General features: G+C 51.3%; 16 protein-coding genes and 4 tRNA genes. 2 read left to right on the forward strand and 18 right to left on the reverse strand.

All coding sequences use genetic code 11. From position 1 onward, the window contains the following. Nucleotides 1-15: 15 nt before the first annotated feature. The 5 genes from recJ to RB298_RS30900 all read right to left on the reverse strand — a co-directional run bounded on the left by recJ (nt 16) and on the right by RB298_RS30900 (nt 6,131). Nucleotides 16-2,418: a single-stranded-DNA-specific exonuclease RecJ gene (gene recJ / locus RB298_RS30880; RefSeq protein ID WP_375121107.1), complete on the reverse strand. Its 2,403-nt coding sequence runs from the start codon at nt 2,416-2,418 to the stop codon at nt 16-18. Nucleotides 2,419-2,472: 54 nt separating this feature from the next. Then, nucleotides 2,473-3,438, reverse strand: a complete 966-nt coding sequence (locus RB298_RS30885) for a cation diffusion facilitator family transporter (protein WP_015734042.1) — start codon at nt 3,436-3,438, stop codon at nt 2,473-2,475. A 146-nt stretch (nt 3,439-3,584) separates the two neighbouring features. Then, nucleotides 3,585-4,502 (reverse strand): protein translocase subunit SecF, encoded by a 918-nt coding sequence (secF, locus tag RB298_RS30890; protein ID WP_049788676.1) that lies wholly within the window; start codon nt 4,500-4,502, stop codon nt 3,585-3,587. Next, nucleotides 4,492-5,742 carry a protein translocase subunit SecD gene (secD, locus tag RB298_RS30895; RefSeq protein WP_009592810.1) on the reverse strand — a complete coding sequence of 417 codons (1,251 nt, stop codon included), beginning with the start codon at nt 5,740-5,742 and terminating at the stop codon, nt 4,492-4,494. Before secD ends, secF begins: the two co-directional genes overlap by 11 nt. 131 nt (nt 5,743-5,873) lie before the next feature. Then, complete coding sequence (locus RB298_RS30900; protein ID WP_096772930.1) at nt 5,874-6,131, reverse strand: post-transcriptional regulator; 258 nt, start codon at nt 6,129-6,131, stop codon at nt 5,874-5,876. 188 nt (nt 6,132-6,319) lie between these two features. Between RB298_RS30900 and spoVB the strand changes: the two genes are divergently transcribed. Continuing rightward, nucleotides 6,320-7,921: a stage V sporulation protein B gene (spoVB, locus tag RB298_RS30905; protein WP_096772929.1), complete on the forward strand. Its 1,602-nt coding sequence runs from the start codon at nt 6,320-6,322 to the stop codon at nt 7,919-7,921. Here the strand turns inward: spoVB and RB298_RS30910 are convergent. After that, the gene (locus RB298_RS30910; RefSeq protein WP_015734039.1) at nt 7,918-8,703 is read right to left on the reverse strand and encodes a YetF domain-containing protein; all 786 of its coding nucleotides are present in this window, start codon (nt 8,701-8,703) and stop codon (nt 7,918-7,920) included. The genes spoVB and RB298_RS30910 overlap by 4 nt on opposite strands. A 193-nt stretch (nt 8,704-8,896) precedes the next feature. On the opposite strand from RB298_RS30910, the gene RB298_RS30915 reads away from it, so the two are divergent. Beyond that, nucleotides 8,897-9,286, forward strand: a complete 390-nt coding sequence (locus tag RB298_RS30915) for a TIGR04086 family membrane protein (RefSeq protein WP_015734038.1) — start codon at nt 8,897-8,899, stop codon at nt 9,284-9,286. A gap of 117 nt (nt 9,287-9,403) precedes the next feature. Here RB298_RS30915 and yajC read toward each other — a convergent pair whose 3' ends face one another. From yajC to RB298_RS30975, 12 genes are all read right to left on the reverse strand, one after another. After that, nucleotides 9,404-9,712 (reverse strand): preprotein translocase subunit YajC, encoded by a 309-nt coding sequence (gene yajC / locus RB298_RS30920; protein WP_096772926.1) that lies wholly within the window; start codon nt 9,710-9,712, stop codon nt 9,404-9,406. A gap of 47 nt (nt 9,713-9,759) precedes the next feature. Beyond that, on the reverse strand, nt 9,760-10,899 hold the full coding sequence (gene tgt, locus RB298_RS30925) for a tRNA guanosine(34) transglycosylase Tgt (protein WP_096772925.1): 1,140 nt from the start codon (nt 10,897-10,899) through the stop codon (nt 9,760-9,762). Nucleotides 10,900-10,920: 21 nt separating this feature from the next. Continuing rightward, nucleotides 10,921-11,952 (reverse strand): tRNA preQ1(34) S-adenosylmethionine ribosyltransferase-isomerase QueA, encoded by a 1,032-nt coding sequence (gene queA, locus RB298_RS30930; protein ID WP_096772924.1) that lies wholly within the window; start codon nt 11,950-11,952, stop codon nt 10,921-10,923. Between the two features lie 5 nt (nt 11,953-11,957). Then, nucleotides 11,958-14,048, reverse strand: a complete 2,091-nt coding sequence (locus RB298_RS30935; RefSeq protein ID WP_375121110.1) for a SpoIID/LytB domain-containing protein — start codon at nt 14,046-14,048, stop codon at nt 11,958-11,960. Between the two features lie 63 nt (nt 14,049-14,111). Continuing rightward, nucleotides 14,112-15,119 (reverse strand): Holliday junction branch migration DNA helicase RuvB, encoded by a 1,008-nt coding sequence (gene ruvB, locus RB298_RS30940; protein WP_009592741.1) that lies wholly within the window; start codon nt 15,117-15,119, stop codon nt 14,112-14,114. Between the two features lie 33 nt (nt 15,120-15,152). Further along, nucleotides 15,153-15,770 (reverse strand): Holliday junction branch migration protein RuvA, encoded by a 618-nt coding sequence (ruvA, locus tag RB298_RS30945; RefSeq protein ID WP_009592777.1) that lies wholly within the window; start codon nt 15,768-15,770, stop codon nt 15,153-15,155. Next, a complete protein-coding gene (ruvC, locus tag RB298_RS30950; RefSeq protein WP_009592782.1) occupies nt 15,767-16,270 on the reverse strand; it encodes a crossover junction endodeoxyribonuclease RuvC in 504 nt (167 codons plus the stop codon). Before ruvC ends, ruvA begins: the two co-directional genes overlap by 4 nt. A gap of 212 nt (nt 16,271-16,482) precedes the next feature. After that, entirely contained in the window at nt 16,483-17,196 is a 714-nt protein-coding gene (locus RB298_RS30955) for a BofC C-terminal domain-containing protein (RefSeq protein WP_486050146.1), read from the reverse strand. A 147-nt stretch (nt 17,197-17,343) separates the two neighbouring features. Further along, nucleotides 17,344-17,417: transfer RNA gene (locus tag RB298_RS30960), tRNA-Pro, on the reverse strand. Nucleotides 17,418-17,425: 8 nt separating this feature from the next. Further along, nucleotides 17,426-17,505: transfer RNA gene (locus RB298_RS30965), tRNA-Leu, on the reverse strand. 39 nt (nt 17,506-17,544) lie between these two features. Next, nucleotides 17,545-17,621 (reverse strand) — tRNA-Arg (locus RB298_RS30970). 4 nt (nt 17,622-17,625) lie between these two features. Further along, nucleotides 17,626-17,700 (reverse strand) — tRNA-Gly (locus tag RB298_RS30975). Nucleotides 17,701-17,727 lie beyond the last annotated feature (27 nt).

The raw sequence follows: 17,727 nt of genomic DNA on the forward strand, positions 1-17,727 counted from the left end.
CCTGTATAGTTGCGGTTAAGATACGCCTTTTGTACGGGACGTCATCCACTGGGTTAACTGTTCGGTGCCGGCATGCAGCAGATGCTGCTCCATATCCGCCAAGTCGCTTAATTCCCGGAAGTGACGGGATGCGTCGAGCGGTTTTTTCTCCGGCTTCGGTACAAAGGTAATTTGTCCCTGGTCACGCTGAATGAATGCCAATTCTTCAAAGACATCCAGTACTTTGACCAGCATGCGCGATGACAACGAAGTCTGCTTCTGTAGACGTGCTACGACCTCTTTTTCCGGCATGGGAGCGGACGTCAGTCCAGCGATTGATACGTACAGCTTCTTAAACTGTTCCCGGTCCGGAATTTGCAGCCGTTCGCGCAGGTTCCGGGTCGGATGTAACATAAATATATTGGGAACGGAATGGAAGGCTGACATGAATGCAGCGAGCTGCTCAGCCGTCTCCGGTACATCCAGTACGAACAAAACGGAAATGTCTTCTTGACTGCCGCTCGCGGCGATTTCATTATCCGGCACGATGCCAGCATTCCTATCATATACCCAAAGGCACATATCATACAATTGACTTTTTATTTCCGGATGTGAATCTTTTGCGTACACCACCGCGGAACGGACAGCCGGGCACCGCAGATGCGGCTCCAGTTCAGCTCTCCACCTCTGGATCTCCCGGATCGGTTCTTTGATCCCGCGGTAATCAAACACCTGCTGATAAGGGGCGCAGATATCCTGAATCATGAGCTGCACTTTACGGCTCCCGTTCCATTCATTGACGGAAAGCTCGCCAAGCACATCCACAACCGAACCCACCGGCAGAATATCGGCAAGATGGCCCCAGCCGAATGAGATCGCATCGATAACCTCCCGCTTTTGCTGCAAACGAAGCTTCAGATGTTTCCCTTCTTTGCCGATCTTGCGGACGTCCTTGATGACAACGTCCCGAAAAACGATCTTCGGTACGGCATTCGCCATGCCGAACGGGCCTAACTGTTCCATCTGTTCCAGAATGGGTACGGATACCTCCGACAAACTGGCTTCCAGGTCCGCTTCGCAAACGGCAATCAGATGCTCTGCTTCGAGCGCATCCTCCGCATATCGATGAAGTCCCTGTTCGAATGCCGCCAAACGGTCTCGATGGAGGCTCATGCCGGCTGCGGAAGGATGGCCGCCAAAGTGGTCCATGACGTCTTTGCAAGAAAGCAAAGCCGCATAGATATCGAATCCCGGAATCGAACGGGCAGAGCCTTTACAGTTTCCCGTTTCGGGATCAATCCCGAGAATTACAACGGGGCGGTAAAAGCGCTCCAGGATTTTGGAAGCCACGATGCCGACCACGCCGACATTCCAGCCCTCGCCCGCCAGTACGATTACAGGCGGGATCTCCTGCCCTCTCCAGCGGTCTTGAACCATCCCCAGCGCTTCCTGGACGATGTTTTCGACCACTTGCTGCCGATCCTTGTTCAGTCCGTCCAGCTCCCAAGCAAGGCGCTCTGCCTCTTCCCTGTGCTCCGTTGTAAGCAGCGTAACGGCACGGCCTGCATGGTCCAAGCGGCCGCTGGCGTTAATCCGTGGTGCCATGGAGAAGGCCACGTTAACGGCCGTCACCTGCTCTACATGAATTCCCGATACCTCAAGCAAGCTGCGGATGCCTTCATACCGCGTTTTTCGCATCGATTCGATGCCGTGCTTCACAAGCACCCGATTCTCCCCCGTGAGCGGCATCAAGTCAGCGATCGTTCCGATCGAAACGATCTGGAGCCATTCCTCCGGCGGGTCACCCACGAGAGCCTGTGCCAATTTGTAAGCCACGCCTACGCCGGCCAGCCCCTTAAAGGGATACGGGCATGTCGGGATCTTCGGATTGATCAATGCATATGCCTCAGGCAGCACCTCAGGCGGTTCATGATGGTCGGTGACGATGACGTCGATGCCAAGGCTGTTGGCATACGCGATTTGCTCGACCGCACTAATCCCGGTATCTACGGTAATCACCAGACTGACCCCTTGCTGATGGGCCCAATCCAGCGCATGATTATGTAAGCCATAACCTTCATTGGATCGGTGAGGGATATAAATATCATAAGATGCTCCCAAATAACGCATCAGATGAATCATCAATGACGTGCTGGAAACCCCGTCCGCGTCATAATCGCCGTAGATCAGAATATGCTCCCGATCCTCCAGCGCTTTGCGGATGCGCGGCACGGCCTCCCGCATTCCCTGCATGAGATAAGGGTCGTGCGTCAGCTCAAACGTTCCATATAAAAATTCCCGGCCATCCTCGGCTGATTGTATCCCCCGGGACGCCATGAGTGAAGCCACGATGGGTGGCAGCGACAAATCATGGGCCAGCCGTTCGGTGATCGTTGACGCTGCCTCTCGTATTCTCCATTCATATTTGGAATACAGCACAGGGATTCACCTTCCTTTTCCTGCCTATTTCCTGCTGTCTTAAAAGCTCCGCCCTTATTGCGGCAGTGTCGGCATATCGTTGTCCATCAAGTCATAGTTCGATTTATACGGGTACCCGGGTTCATAAGGCACAACGTGAACCTTGGCATCCGTAACCTGAATAAATCGATGGGTCAACAGCTTCCGGATTCGCTCGGCAATTTCCTGAGCTTCCAATACGGACGTTCTCGGATTCACGGTGATTTTCACTTCGATGTTCACGTGGCGAATCTGTCCGTATTCTTGAACCTTCAGCTCCTCGATCGTGATCACGCCGTGAACCCGCTGAATCGTATCCATGAACTCGGCTTCGTGTTCATGGCGTTTCTCCTCCGCAAGCGTGCCGTAAACGGAATGAACGATGAGTATATATCCTTTCCGGACCACGAGACAAGCCACGATAAGAGCCGCTATGGAATCCATGTAGAATAGAGGCGACCATTCAAAATAGGAGCCTGCCATGGATAGCGACACGCCGATCAATACCGTTAGCGATGAATATAAGGCAAACCGATGATCAGCCGACAGCATTTCGTACCGGGGATCATGCAGTCTTTTCATCTGCCAGCTTTGATATTGGAATACCGCTTCGTTCACCGCCATCGATATGAAAATTGCAAGGAGCGCCGATGTGGCCGGCGGCTCGAGGTTATCCGATGCCATGGTCTGGATCGCGGATACCGCAATTTGAATGCCGCCCATGATCAATAACACGGCAAATAAGATCGATATGACGGGCTCCGTCGTACTCGAAACGTTCCGTTTGTCCCGCATCGGACTTTTCGTGCCGAATATGCCAAGGCTTGGCAACCGGTCCACCAATAAAGTTACGGCATTCGCCGCAGAATGCAGGGCATCTCCGATGAGAGCCTTGCTGCCGGATAAGTAACCGGCTATCCCTTTGCACAAGGCTAATGCCAAATCCGTTACAATGCCTGTCCATAGGACAGTCTCCGTATGATTCAAGCGTTCATTGCTCACTTGAGGCCCCCCTCAATGTCACTGTCGATCCTGTACTCGTCATGCTGCCTGCTGCTAACTTTAGAAAGCCGCGTCGCCTGCGACGCGGCTTTCACTTGTATAGGATCTTCTGATATCTGGACTGCAAACGCCCTTCAGCGGTTTAATTAAATTTCGATTTTATCTTTGCTTGGCTTCGGCGAATTCGGCTTATTGCTCACGTTGCGGCCTTTAAGAAGGAGCCACAACGGACTTGCGATAAAGATCGAAGAGTACGCGCCGAATGCCAAACCGATACAAATGGCCAGCGAGAACATCTGGATCGATTCGCCGCCCAAGAGGAGCATGAAGAATGCAGCGATGAATACGGACAAGGCCGTATAGATCGAGCGCCCGATCGTCTGCGACAAACTTTTGTTAACCAGATCCTTGAGATCCGAGACCCTCTTAATCTTCGCAAACCGCAGGTTTTCCCGGATCCGGTCAAAGATAACGATGGTATCGTTGATCGAATAACCAATGATGGTCAGGACGGCGATGATGAATGTCAGGTCCACCTCTAATCCAAGGATGGAGAAGATACTGATGACAACGAAGGCATCATGCAGGAGCGCTACGATCGCTGCAATCGCAAATCGCCATTCAAAGCGGATGCTGACATAAATGATAATCCCGATACAGGAAATCAATACGGCATAAATTGCGTTTCGTCCCAGCTCTTTGGCCATCTCGGGATCAACCGTATTAATTTCGAAGGTTGCCTTCTCGTCCAGCTTCTCGATGCCGGAACGAAGCTTCTGATCCTGATCCTCGGTCAGCACCTCGCTGAATCGGATGTTGACGCGGTCATTACCCGGAGTAACGCTCGCATCCTCCCCGATTCCGGCATCCTCTAATACGGTATTGATTTGCTCCGTAGTCAACGGTTTGGAGAGTGAAATGTCCACGTTCGAGCCGGATTGGAAATCAACTCCGTAGTTAAGACCGCGAGTCAGGAGAAAAACTAAGCCCAAAATCGTAATTACAATGGATAGTACGTAGAAAATTCTGCTTTTGCCTACGAAATCGAAGTTCTTAAAGCTCACGAATGTCACGCTCCTTTACGCCATAATGGCTCGGTTTGCGGGCCCAACCGATATTCACAAGCAGATTGAGCAGGAAACGGGAGAAATAAACGTTCGTGGCAATACTAACGATGATCTCCAAAATCAATACAAGGGCAAAACCTTTTACCGCACCGGTACCGAATCCGAACATGACAGCGGCAACGAGAATCGTCGTCAAGTTGGAGTCCATAATGGCGCGCAGGGAGGATTTACCGCCTGATTTCACTGCAGATGGCACGCTTTTGCCTGTCTTGATCTCTTCCCGAATGCGTTCATAGGTGATAATGTTGGCATCCACCGCCATACCAATACCTAATATAAATGCCGCAATGCCTGGAAGCGTCAACGTAAAGTCAGCCCATACGAAAATAAGGATCAGCAGCCATGTGTGCAAAATAAGTGCGAAACTTGCCAGCAAGCCCGGTACGCGATATCGGATAATCATGAACAGCAAAATCGCGACGGAAGCGATCAGACCGGCTTCTAAAGTTTTTGTAAGAGATTGCATGCCAAGCGTAGCCCCTACGCTCTGCGAATATTTCTCGACCAGCTTCAGCGGCAGGGCGCCGAGATTGATCGTATCCCGGATCTGCTTCGCTTCATCCAGCGAGTAGTTCCCTGTAATTTGCGCGGTACCGTCCGTTAATACGGCTCGTACCGTTGGAGCTGACAGCAATTGGTCGTCCATGAAGATAGCCAGCTCTTGACCGAGAAGGCGTTCTGTAATTTCAGCAAACTTCCCTTTGTCCTTCACTTTAATATCTATCATAGGCTGATTAAGCTGGTCATAGGCTACCGATGCGCCGTTCTCGACGAAATCGTCGCCGCGGAGCTCTATTTTACAGAACTCCTCGCCTTCTTTACAGCCGTCATTGCTTCGGAATGTGAGGTTCGCAGGTTCTTTCATTGTTTTTCGAACTTCGGCCTCATCCGTTACGCCCGCCACCTTCAAGCGAATCCGGTTCGCCCCTTCCGGCGTAACCTCAGGCTCCGATGTTCCCATCGCATCCGCACGCTTTTGCAAGCTCTTTGCGGTTTCCTGCAGCGCTTCTTTGGTAACCTGCTGCCCTTCCATCAACGGTTCTGCTTCATAAAGGATTTCGAATCCACCCTTTAGATCCAAACCTAGACGGACGTCTTTCAGCAAGCCTGGAGTTGTAACGGCCATTAAAATAGTGATCACGAGCACGGTTCCGACGAAACTGATAATTCTCTTCATGCCGTCCCTTGTTCCCCCTTTTTACTCAATATTCCTATTATAGCGATGTCATAAAACCCAGTCAATTTATCAAAATTTGTCGGGCTTATGGATGAACCCTTATATCCGCAAGGCAAAAGGGACCTCTTCGATTAATCGAAAGAAGATCCCTTATATGCTGATATTGTCATATAGTTCATCAAGGCTGTTGCTTTCAAGGACAGAATGTCGTTGACCAATTGGTGGAGGGACGGAACGCCTTCCTTTTCGTACTTGCTGCTGACACAGTTCCAAATATCGTCGCTCGTCACATACTCGTACCCAATCAAATGCATTTCCTCAACCTTGCTCAAGCATACCATCTCAATGGTGCTCATCAATTCTTCCTCGCTCATTTGCTCGAGTTCCATGCATATGGCCTCCTCACTGACTCCCTGTTGTCCCTAAGTTACATTCGACATGACATATGGCTTTCCTTCTATTCCTACCATGTCCAGAAAAAAAAGTAAAGTCATCAGATGGGACAGGTAGGGCATATCCATAAGAATAGCCATGTCGTGTCAACGTATTCAGCCTTAACCAGGGAGTGGGATGGACAGTGAACAAGCAATCGTTTATTAAAGGAACGCTGATTTTACTTGCAGCCGGCATATTAAACCGCCTACTCGGTTTTATCCCCCGGATCGCCCTTCCCCGGATCATCGGACCTGAGGGTGTCGGAATTTACCAATTGGGGTACCCCTTCTTTATCGTGCTCGTGACCATCATCACGGGCGGTATTCCGCTAGCTATTGCCAAAATGGTCGCCGAAGCGGAAGGTGCCGGGAAGCCTGATGCTTCCAAGCAAATTCTGCATGTCAGCCTGATGCTGACGATTACGGCAGGTGCCCTCTTCACGGGACTAAGCCTGCTGCTTGCTCCTTGGGTAACCGGCGTGCTTTTGCCGGACGAGCGTGTATATCAAACCTTCATCAGCATGACGCCCATGATGATCATCATTGCCGTTTCGTCGGTCTACCGGGGATATTTCCAGGGCAAACAAAATATGATCCCCTCTGCAAGTTCCTCCGTTATCGAGACGATAGTCCGAATTATTTGCATGTTGTGGTTTGCGCATCTCCTGATGCCCAAAGGCATCGCTTACGGGGCAGCCGGGGCCATGCTTGGAACAGCCGTGGGCGAGCTGATTGGCATGATTGCGCTGCTGCTACAATATTCCGGCGAGGGCCGAAGAACGAACAAACTTTTACCTAAGCCACAAGAAGCCGTATCTGAAAAAAAAGCGCCGGAAGACTCTTCTTCGAATAAAGGCATCCTGAAGCGGTTATTCGGCATTGCATTGCCTGTAACGGGCGGAAAGATGGTAGGGTCCTTCTCCTACCTGCTGGAAACGATACTGACCAATCGCAGCCTCGCCATGGCAGGTATCGCGACATCCGTGGCCACCGCCCAATACGGCGCTCTGCAAGGCATGATCATCCCGCTCCTGCTATTGCCCGGTGCGTTGACCGTTTCCCTGGCCATCTCCCTGGTGCCTTCCCTATCGGAGGCAGCGGCCCGCAACGACCGGCCTACCATCCATAAGCGAATGAATCAATCCCTTCGGCTGGCTCTTGTCTCGGGAGCTCCGTTTGCCATCATTATGTTTGTCCTGGCTGAGCCGCTGTGCCTGCTGCTCTACGACAACGCCGAGATTAGCGATATGCTCAAAATCATGGCGCCCTTTGCCTTGTTTCTGTATGTGCAGTCCCCGCTTCAAGCTGCCTTGCAAGCATTGGACCGCCCGGGACGGGCATTGTTGAATACCTTATTCGGTGCGATCATCAAGATGAGCCTTATCGTATATTTGGCATCCAACCCCGCCTTCGGCATCATAGGGGCCGTCATTGCCATCATCGTTAACAGCATCGCGGTTACATTGCTTCACGGTTTTAGTCTCTCCAGGCTGATCGGCTTTCGCTTCCGCCTGCTCGACTATGTCAAAATCGCTGCCGTCATGATCATTATGGGTGCCTGCGTTCTTTACGGGTATAGACATCTTCCGTTCTCAACGACCCCCTGGCTGCAGTTTTGGACCTCGATCGTGGTTGGCATCCTGGTCTATTTCATCATGATTTTCATGACCAAGCTGGTAACGCCCCGGGATCTGGAACGCGTCCCTGTCGTCGGTACCTGGTTCAACAAGTTTAGCCGCCGCTAGTCCCTGTCTTTGCGGTCGATGTAAATACGTCCTTTATGGTCGATGGAGCATAGGAAGATATCCTTAAAATCCTTGGCTCCGTGGTTTTGAATCTCGTTTTTCAGCCAGAACCTTGTTTTTTCAATCAGTTCAAGGTTTTCGTCCTGCACCTTTCCATCCAATATAAGCGGAATGGGCAGTCCTTCGTACGTAATTTTATCGTATGGAATATCAACAACGGTAGGGTTTCCTGTTTCGGATTTGGCCTTGGATAAAGCACCTGAAGAATGAGTGGAGCTTGAGGCGTTGGAAGAACTTGATGAACTATTCGAGCGGTTCGAACCGTTGTCCGCATCTTTTGGAATAACAGTGAGCTGGCCGGAAGTTTCGAGAATCGCAAATTCCACGTCTGCCAAACTGTCGATGTCCTTTCCCCTTAATTGCTGCATCAGATCATCCAGATTGTAGCGAAGCTTTGACATCTCTTTGCGGTGAAGCTTGCCTCGGGATACCAGTATGCTGGGTTTTCCGTCCGCAAACAGCCGTATGCTTCGATTTTTCAGGCCGATGTAGGCAAGTCCTACCTGAATGGCAACCAACACGGCGATAGGAGCTAGTCCGTCCCAAATCGGTTTATGGACATCTTCGAGGACAAAAACGGCGATCTCTGCGATCATGACGGATATGACCAAATCGAAGATAGACAGCTTTCCGATTTCCCGTTTGCCCATGATTCTCATGGTAACAAAGATAACCACATACATCAGAACGGTCCGCAGAATCAGAATAGTCATATGAGACATAAACAATCCCTCCCTAGCTTGTCGAACATTCTCATGTACAGCTATTCTGGCCTGCCGCAGCTCTTCCCATTCGATTACAATTGATTAATTAATGGTAATCCTGCAAAACCCGATGCAAAATGTTCAGTTTGTACTATATGTACAGGCTTGGCCATACAATGGAATTATCAAGATTTGTTAAGGGGGATGATTCATGGAACCGATCCGGCGAGTATTCACTTTCAGGATCACCAATCCGATTCTTTCAGGACTCTTGTATTCTTATTTCTGGATGTTTCTTGGCGCATTGGCGCTATCCCTGCTGCTGTGGGGCAGCGGACTGGCCGAGGATGATTTATCGTTCTACACGTTTCTGGTACATGCCGTCGCGGCCTTTATTGGGGGCTGTGTGAGCGGCAAACGCGCAGGTAACAAAGGCTGGTATTATGGCTGCCTGACCGGGCTGGTATATGGGATTACGCTGCTCGTCATCGGCTTTCTAGCCTTGGATAGTTCCTTGTCACTCGGAGATTTGACGCTGATTGCCACGGTTTTTGCTGCCGGGGCCATCGGGGGAATGTTCGGGGTTAACTTAAAAAAATAAAACCTTGCAACGACTTCGGTGCACTTCACGCCCAGTGATAAAAAAACAAAGGCCGATTCCTAAAAGGAGTCGGCCTTTGTTTATAGCGATGACTTTCCATATGTAGGTGAAACGAGATTATGCATCCGTATTCACGCTATGGCTTACCGAGTTGCGGTCGAACGTCAACTTCGTTACGTCGTTCACTTTCAAAACCACGATGTCGTCGGTAATCTCCACGATCGTCCCGTGAAGGCCTCCGATCGTTACCACTTTATCTCCTTTGGACAAGGCGCTAAGCATTGCGTTTCTTGTTTTCTGTTTCTTCTGCTGTGGACGGATAAGCAGAAAATAAAAGATGACGAACATCAGAACGAAAGGCAAAATCAACCCCAAAATGCCTCCACCCTGACCTTGCGCTGCTGCGAGTTCAACTGAACCAAACATTTCTTTCCCCCCTTTCACAAACTTATCATGATGGCCATGATCTTGCTTTAGAACCCTTTTTCATTATCGTGTAGGCCGTACTTATCAAAAAACTCATCGCGGAAATCAAGCAGACGGTCTTCCATAATACTCTGACGCACGCTCCGCATCAAATTGATCAGGAAATGCAGATTATGATACGTCGTCAATCGCAGTCCGAACGTTTCGTCGCTCTTGATCAGATGGCGCAGATAAGCACGCGAGTAGTTACGGCAGGTATAGCAGTCGCATTCCGGATCCAGCGGTCCGTAATCCCTGGCATATTGAGCATTTCGAACGACAAGACGGCCTTGACTTGTCATCGTTGTCCCGTTGCGGGCGATCCGCGTCGGAAGCACGCAATCGAACATATCCACACCACGAATCGAGCCCTCAATCAACGCATCCGGTGATCCGACTCCCATCAAATAGCGAGGCTTATTGTTCGGCAACAGGGGCACCGTGTAATCCAGCACTTCATACATAAGCTGCTTCGATTCTCCCACACTAAGTCCACCAATAGCATAACCCGGGAAATCCATGGAAGTCAAATCACGGGCGCTCTGACGGCGAAGATCCTCATGCATGCCTCCCTGCACGATGCCGAACAGGGCTTGGTCCTCCGGTCTGGCATGACTCTTCAGGCAGCGTTCAGCCCAGCGGGAAGTCCGCTCGGTGGATTGCTTGACGTACTCATACTCCGCAGGAAAAGGCGGGCATTCATCAAAGGCCATCATAATATCAGATCCCAGCGCGTTTTGGATCTCCATTGCGACCTCTGGAGAGATGAACAGTTTATCTCCGTTCAAATGCGAACGGAAATGTACACCCTCTTCCGATATTTTTCTCATTTCCGCCAGGCTGAATACCTGGAAACCGCCGCTATCGGTCAATATCGGCCGGTCCCAGTTCATGAATTTGTGCAATCCGCCTGCTTCCTTCACAATATCATGTCCCGGTCTCAGGAAGAGGTGATAGGTGTTGCTCAAAATAATGTGGGCATCCATCGCTTTAAGCTCTTCCGGGCTCATCGTTTTTACGGTTGCCAACGTTCCGACAGGCATGAATGTCGGCGTATCGATTACGCCGTGGGGGGTGTGCACTCTGCCGAGCCTGGCGCCCGATTGTTTGCACGTTTTAATATGTTCATAAGTAACAGCTGCTGCCATTGTAATAACCAACCTCCGAAATTAATAGATAAACATCGCGTCGCCAAAGCTGAAGAAACGGTATTCTTTGTCAACGGCTTCCTTGTACGCATGCATGATGTGTTCGCGTCCGGCCAGCGCGCTGACCAGCATGACCAGCGTGGATTTCGGCAGATGAAAATTCGTAATCAGCGCATCCACCACGGTAAAAGAGTATCCCGGATAAATAAAAATGCTTGTCCAGCCGCTGCTCTCGCGCAGAGGCTCGCCCTTTAACTGTGAGCCTACCGTCTCCAGCGTTCTGCAGGAGGTCGTTCCTACGGCGATAACCCGGCCGCCGCGCCGTTTCGTTTCATTCAGCAGATCTGCCGTTTCCTGGGATAGGGAATAGTACTCTTCATGCATGACATGGTCCTCGACCTGATCCACGGACATCGGGCGGAATGTTCCCAGTCCCACATGTAAAGTGATGAAGGCGATGTCCACTCCCTTGGCCCGGATTTGTTCCAGGAGAGCCTCCGTGAAATGAAGGCCTGCCGTCGGCGCGGCTGCGGATCCTTCATGCTTCGCGTATACGGTCTGATAACGATCGCGATCATCCAGCTTTTCCTTAATATAAGGCGGGAGCGGCATTTGGCCCAGTTCATCCAGGATTTCTTGGAAAATCCCCTTATACGAGAAGGACAAGGTGCGAGCACCCATTTCTCCTTCCTCCTCGATGACCGCCTTTAGTTTCCCCTCGCCAAAGGAAATCACGTTTCCCTTTTTCAGCTTCTTGCCGGGTTTTACGAGTGCTTCCCAACGGTCTTCTCCCATATTCTTCAGCAGAAGGACCTCGGCTTTCGCGCCGGTATCCTCCTTTTCGCCGAACAATCGGGCCGGGATTACCTTCGTATCGTTTAATACGAGCGTATCGCCCGGATTCAGGCTGTCTATGATATCCGCAAACGTCTGGTGGCTTATCTGTCCGCTCTCTTTGTTCAGCGTGAGAAGCCTGGAAGAACTTCGATCCAGCAGCGGCGTCTGCGCAATTAAGTGTTCGGGTAATTCAAAATCATACAAATCCACATTCATGTCGGTCAGTCCTTCGTTATAGTCGTGTTGCGGTAATAGTGTTGGAGTATCTGCTTATAATCATACCCTTCGTCAGCCATTCCTTTGGCACCCCATTGCGACATGCCCAGTCCGTGGCCGAAGCCTTTACCGGTAAATTTAAAGCCCGGAGAGCTTTCGATTACGCGTGCTGTCCCCGTTCCATTCATCACGACGGTGCCGGAGCCTTTGACGTTTCCGTTTCCGCTTCCGGAAATGACGGATACCGTTTGACCGCTCGAAACCGTTGATACCGCACCATTCGCGCTCAATACAGTATAACTTCCGGTCGATTCAATATCAAACAATGTGCTTGGCAGACCGTTAAAAGCCGAGCGGAACATATCCGGATATTTTACGTCCAGCACTTGACCGTTGGCTTTCACCGTGAGGGCCCGTCCGGACGGGCCTCGCTCCGTTACATCCAGCGTAGTAATGGAGGCCGGCAGGCTATTGGCGGTTTTTCCTTTTAAAGTGGCCAGCAATTGATCCGAAGTATAAGGGCCTCGAACCCATTCGAAGCTGTTGGATTCCGCGACTTTGTCCAGGACGACGGCCGTTTCTCCCGGATTCATCTTGCTTACGGGCTCAACGTTCGATTGGATCAGCGGCAGCGGGCGCACGTTGGTATCCTTCGCGGTAACAGTCATATAAGGAAGACCTGCCGATGTTGCATTGCCGGTTTCCTTTACATTGTCCTCACGCACGTAACCCGTAACGCCACTCGGAAGAAGCACATGATACCAAGCTTTAAGCGCGGCCTGGGATGAGGAGTCGCCAGGGCTTTCCACCGCGGCAAACAGATCGTTACGATTGCCCCAGACCTCGGTGGAGTCCGCCGTCATCCCGCCGCTGTTGGAAGAAAACACGGTTTCCACGATTTTGCCGTCTTTCATGACGACTTCGCCATCGGTTGCATCCACTGCCTGAATAATGCTTGGATACTCATAAGCCGTCCCATAATAGGCCTGGCTCAGCGTGGTGTCCACGACATGCGCTACTTCGAATTTATTACCTTGGAAGAGTGCATAGCTGCGCGCTGCCACGGCCTGTGCCTTCAGAGCCTCGGTTCCCCAAGAAGAAGGCACCTCCGCCCCCACGACGGAATATAGGTACTGCTGGAACGGCAATTCGTTGACGAGGTATAATTGACCGTTCTTTTGCCCGATCTCCAAAGCGCCCCGATATGAGCGATCGGATCGCTCCTTCACATTCGTTCCCGCTCCTGACTTCCCATCAACCCGCAGAACGGATTGATTACCTGACAGCATGTAATGTGTCACCTCTTGGGGAGCCGCCAGATTCAGGCTTACGTCACTTCTTATGATAAGACCCGGCGTATTGGCGTTCTGTTCAACCAGGCTGCCGGATACCTTGGCAGCTTCTTTCTTGACGGCAGCGAGATCGGCCGTGTTTGCCGCTTCGCCTACCCACACCTCATAAGCCGAAGTTTCCCCCGACGGCACCATGACATTGAATGCATCCAGACCGGCATCGGCATACGCTTTGCGCACGGTCTCCGCCTCAGTCTCCGATCCGTACGATCCGGCAGACAGATGCAGCGCGCCTTTAACGGCTGGCGTTTGCCCATTCAGATATGCCGCCGCTGTCTTCGCTGTCCGAGCAGCCGCATCCGCGGCCGCTTTTTCTGTCCCGTACATGCCGGCGTACAGCTTGTACACCTTGCCATCCGCAAACAGCATCGGTTTGTCACTTGTCGCCTGCAGCTTTTTCGCTGCTTCCGAAGCGGCTTTCCAATCCGTTGTCTCAAGCACCTTAACGCGGTATGTATCCACGCTCATCCGGACCTGCTGGTTCGCAGGGATGCTCATCAGGGTCTGATGAATACCGGAGGCAAGCAGCGATGCGGTCAGAGCCTCGGCGGATTTCAGCGTCACGGCATTGGTTGTCGATTTATACTGGCTTCCCAGATCCAGGAACATCGCAACCCGAATCGTATCTAACGAAGGGGCGGCTGCTTGCACGGCGGGCGCGCTCCATAAGCTTCCGGCAACAGCCAGCGACAAGAGTCCTTTGGTGGTCCAACCGAATAATGATTTCGTCCAGTTCCTATCCATGTATGTCTTTCCTCCTGTAACTAATTGGATATGGTATATGCATAAATGTCATGATTCCTTCAGTTAGCGGCGATCCTCCGGAAAGGGAATGCCTAAATGCTGATAAGCTGTAGGCGTTACGACGCGTCCCCGAGGCGTACGCTGCAAATAACCGATCTGTAGAAGATACGGTTCATAAACATCCTCTATGGTTTGGCTTTCTTCCCCGATGGTTGCGGCAATGGTATCCAGTCCCACAGGTCCCCCGCGGAAGCTCTTGATCATGGCGTTCAGCATTTTGTGATCGATAAAATCCAGGCCCATCGGATCGATTTGGAGCATCTTCAGCGCTTCCTGCGCGATGCTTGGCGTGATCATGCCGTCGCCCCGAACCTGCGCATAATCGCGTACCCGCTTCAAGAGGCGGTTCGCAATGCGCGGTGTCCCCCGAGATCTTAGGGCAATCTCTTCTGCAGCCTCTCCCAATATCTCGATCCCCAAAAGATCAGCATTGCGTGACACAATGTAGCTCAGCTCATCTACCGTATAGAATTCCAAACGGCTTACTACACCAAAACGGTCCCTCAGCGGCGCTGAGAGCAGGCCAGCCCGGGTTGTGGCGCCAATTAGGGTGAACGGCGGAAGATCCAGGCGAACGGAGCGTGCGCTTGGCCCTTTCCCGATCATAATATCCAGCGCAAAATCCTCCATGGCCGGATACATCACTTCCTCCACCGTCCGGTGCAGCCGGTGGATCTCGTCAATAAACAGGACGTCTCCTTCCTGCAGATTGGTCAAAAGCGCCGCCAGATCGCCAGGCCGTTCGATGGCCGGGCCGGACGTCGTCCGCAGATTAACGCCAAGCTCATTGGCGATAATATTGGCCAGCGTCGTTTTGCCAAGTCCCGGAGGACCGTACAGCAGCACGTGGTCAAGCGCCTCGTTGCGCATTTTTGCAGCCTCGATATATACCTTCAAATTTTCCTTTACTTGATTCTGTCCTATATATTCAGCCAAATAACGCGGACGCAGACTAAGTTCGACAGCCTGTTCGTCCATCATCAGATTGGCGGAAATAATTCGATCATCCATCTATATAACTCCTCTCTTGCAGCGATTCTCTATCTATCCAGCGAATAGCTGCTGCAGTGCCCGTTTCATGAGCACATCGACGGATTCGCCGCTTGCGCCGGAATCCTTGATCTTCAGCCAGACTTTATCCAGCTCGCTATCCGTATAACCAAGCGCCTTCAGGCCCTCGCGAGCCTCGGACCATGCCGAGCCGCCATCATCCGATTCCGGCTCCTGGATGGCAAAAAGACCGGTCATCATGCTCGCATTCCCGAAGCCCTCAAGCTTATCCTTAAGATCCAAAATCATGCGCTGCGCTGTTTTCTTGCCGATTCCCGGAAGTTTGATCAAGAAGGATATATTCTCTTGATAGATCGCGGAAACCACATGATCCGGAGATCCTCCGCCGAGTATGCCGAGCGCCACGCGCGGGCCGATTCCCGAGACCTCGATCAGCTTACGGAACAGCTTCTGCTCTTCCCGCGTCGGAAACCCAAACAACAGAATGGCATCCTCACGAACGTGATGATGGGTGAAGACCGTCACGGTTCCTTCCGTTTTGGCAAAAGCATACGGATTCGGACAAAACACCCGGTATCCTACGCCTTGAACATCCAGCACAATATATTCACTCTCTAAGTGGACAACCTGTCCCCGTAAAAAATCGATCATTTTCGCAATACCTCATTTAATTTGGAATTAAGTGTGTAGGAATGGGCGTGGCAGATTGCCACGGCCAGAGCATCCGCCACATCGTCGGGCTTTGGGATGCTCTGAAGCTTCAGGAACATCCTGACCATTTCCTGTACCTGCTTCTTCTCGGCCTTGCCATAGCCGACGATGGCCTGCTTAACCTGCATAGGCGTATATTCTGCAATCGGGAGTCCGCGCTGGACCGCCGCCAGTATGAGAACTCCTCTCGCCTGGGATACGGACATCGCGGTGGTCACGTTGCGGTTAAAAAACAATTTCTCGAACGCAACGGCCTCCGGCTCATATTTATCGATAAGCTGCAGCATGCCTTCATACACGTGATGCAGCCTCTCTTCATCCGGTGTATGGGCTTCCGTCTGGATGCAGCCATACTGGACCGGCGTGACTTTGCTTCCAACCTTATCGACAAACCCGAAGCCCACAATCGCAATCCCCGGGTCGATTCCTAAAATGCGCAAACCAATCTCTCCTCTGATGAAGCGAACATATGTATCGTTCTCCCATTATAACAAAAGTTCGGCCTCAATTGAGGAAAAACTTTGATCCCGTAAGCCAGAGTTCTATATCTTCCCTGACGGCACCGCCGATGGAACGGCTAAACACCAAAAAACCGCCCGGAAAAATTCCGGGCAGCTGCGGCTTTGGTGATGAAGCGACAAGCATAGACGTTTCAAGGGCTAGGACTCATGACATTTTCGGCCATATCCCGTGCATAGTCGCTAAAGGTTGACAGTACACTGTTGTACTCTTCCATATCTTGAATTCGAATACCTTCTTCAAGCTGCTGAATCACGTCTTTAGGCAAAGAGGATTCCATCGAGCCGACATCCAGTTGGAAGAAGGTGCGCATGACCTTCTCTTCTTCCGGCGGGCCGTCAAACAACGTTAAGTTCCCGTTGGCATCGATGCTCATATAGGCTTGCCGCTTGCAGGCGGGTGAGAGGTCGGATACGGTTTGTTCGAGCCAGACATTTCCTTTATTATCCAACCGTCCCTGCCATAAAGGATTTTTATTCATCAGTTCATAAATGCCGTCCGCCGTAAGCTTTCCAATATCCTGCTCTTCAATGCCGCAGACATACGTGATGCGGACATGAACATGCTTCTTTCCCTTCGAGGTATTCAGCTTCTGCATGAATTCCCTCTGATCCTGCCTGCGTTCCTCCTGCTTATCATCCTCGATTTGCAGGTATTGCATCGTTTCCACAGCCAGCGGCGTTTCATCGAAAGTAGCGGTGAGCAGCCTCTTCATCTGATCGGTTATATTCTGGCCGGACCATACCATGACACCTACGAGCACTACGATCGAACAAGACCAGATCGCGCGTCTCCAACGTCTCCACCGTTTTCTGAACAGTTTCTTGAAGAAATGAAAAACACTCAAGGTTATCCCCTTCTATTCAATGTTTTTCATATTGTGACCGGGATGCTGTCAAAATATTCAGTTCCGCTCTTGCCGTTGGCATCATTTTCTATCCATAACAAAGAAAGATCGCCTTCAGATATACTGAAAGCGATCTTTCGGTTTGAATCGGGATGACACGATTTAAACATGCGACCCCCTGGTCCCAAACCAGGTGCTCTACCAAGCTGAGCTACATCCCGTTAATTAATGCCGGTGAAGGGACTCGAACCCCCACGGTTTCCCTCACGATTTTGAGTCGCGCGCGTCTGCCAATTCCGCCACACCGGCACAAAGAAATTTCATAAGTTAAGCATCTGATTGTAAAAATGGCACGCCCTGAGAGATTCGAACTCCCGACCTTTTGATTCGTAGTCAAACGCTCTATCCAGCTGAGCTAAGGGCGCAAAATGGAGCGGACGACGGGAATCGAACCCGCGACCCTCGCCTTGGCAAGGCGATGCTCTACCGCTGAGCCACGTCCGCAAATATGATATGTATTCCGATTCCAGC

The organism is Priestia sp. BR_2, assembly GCF_041954005.1.
Taxonomy (GTDB): Bacteria; Bacillota; Bacilli; order Paenibacillales; family Paenibacillaceae; genus Paenibacillus_AQ; species Paenibacillus_AQ lautus_A.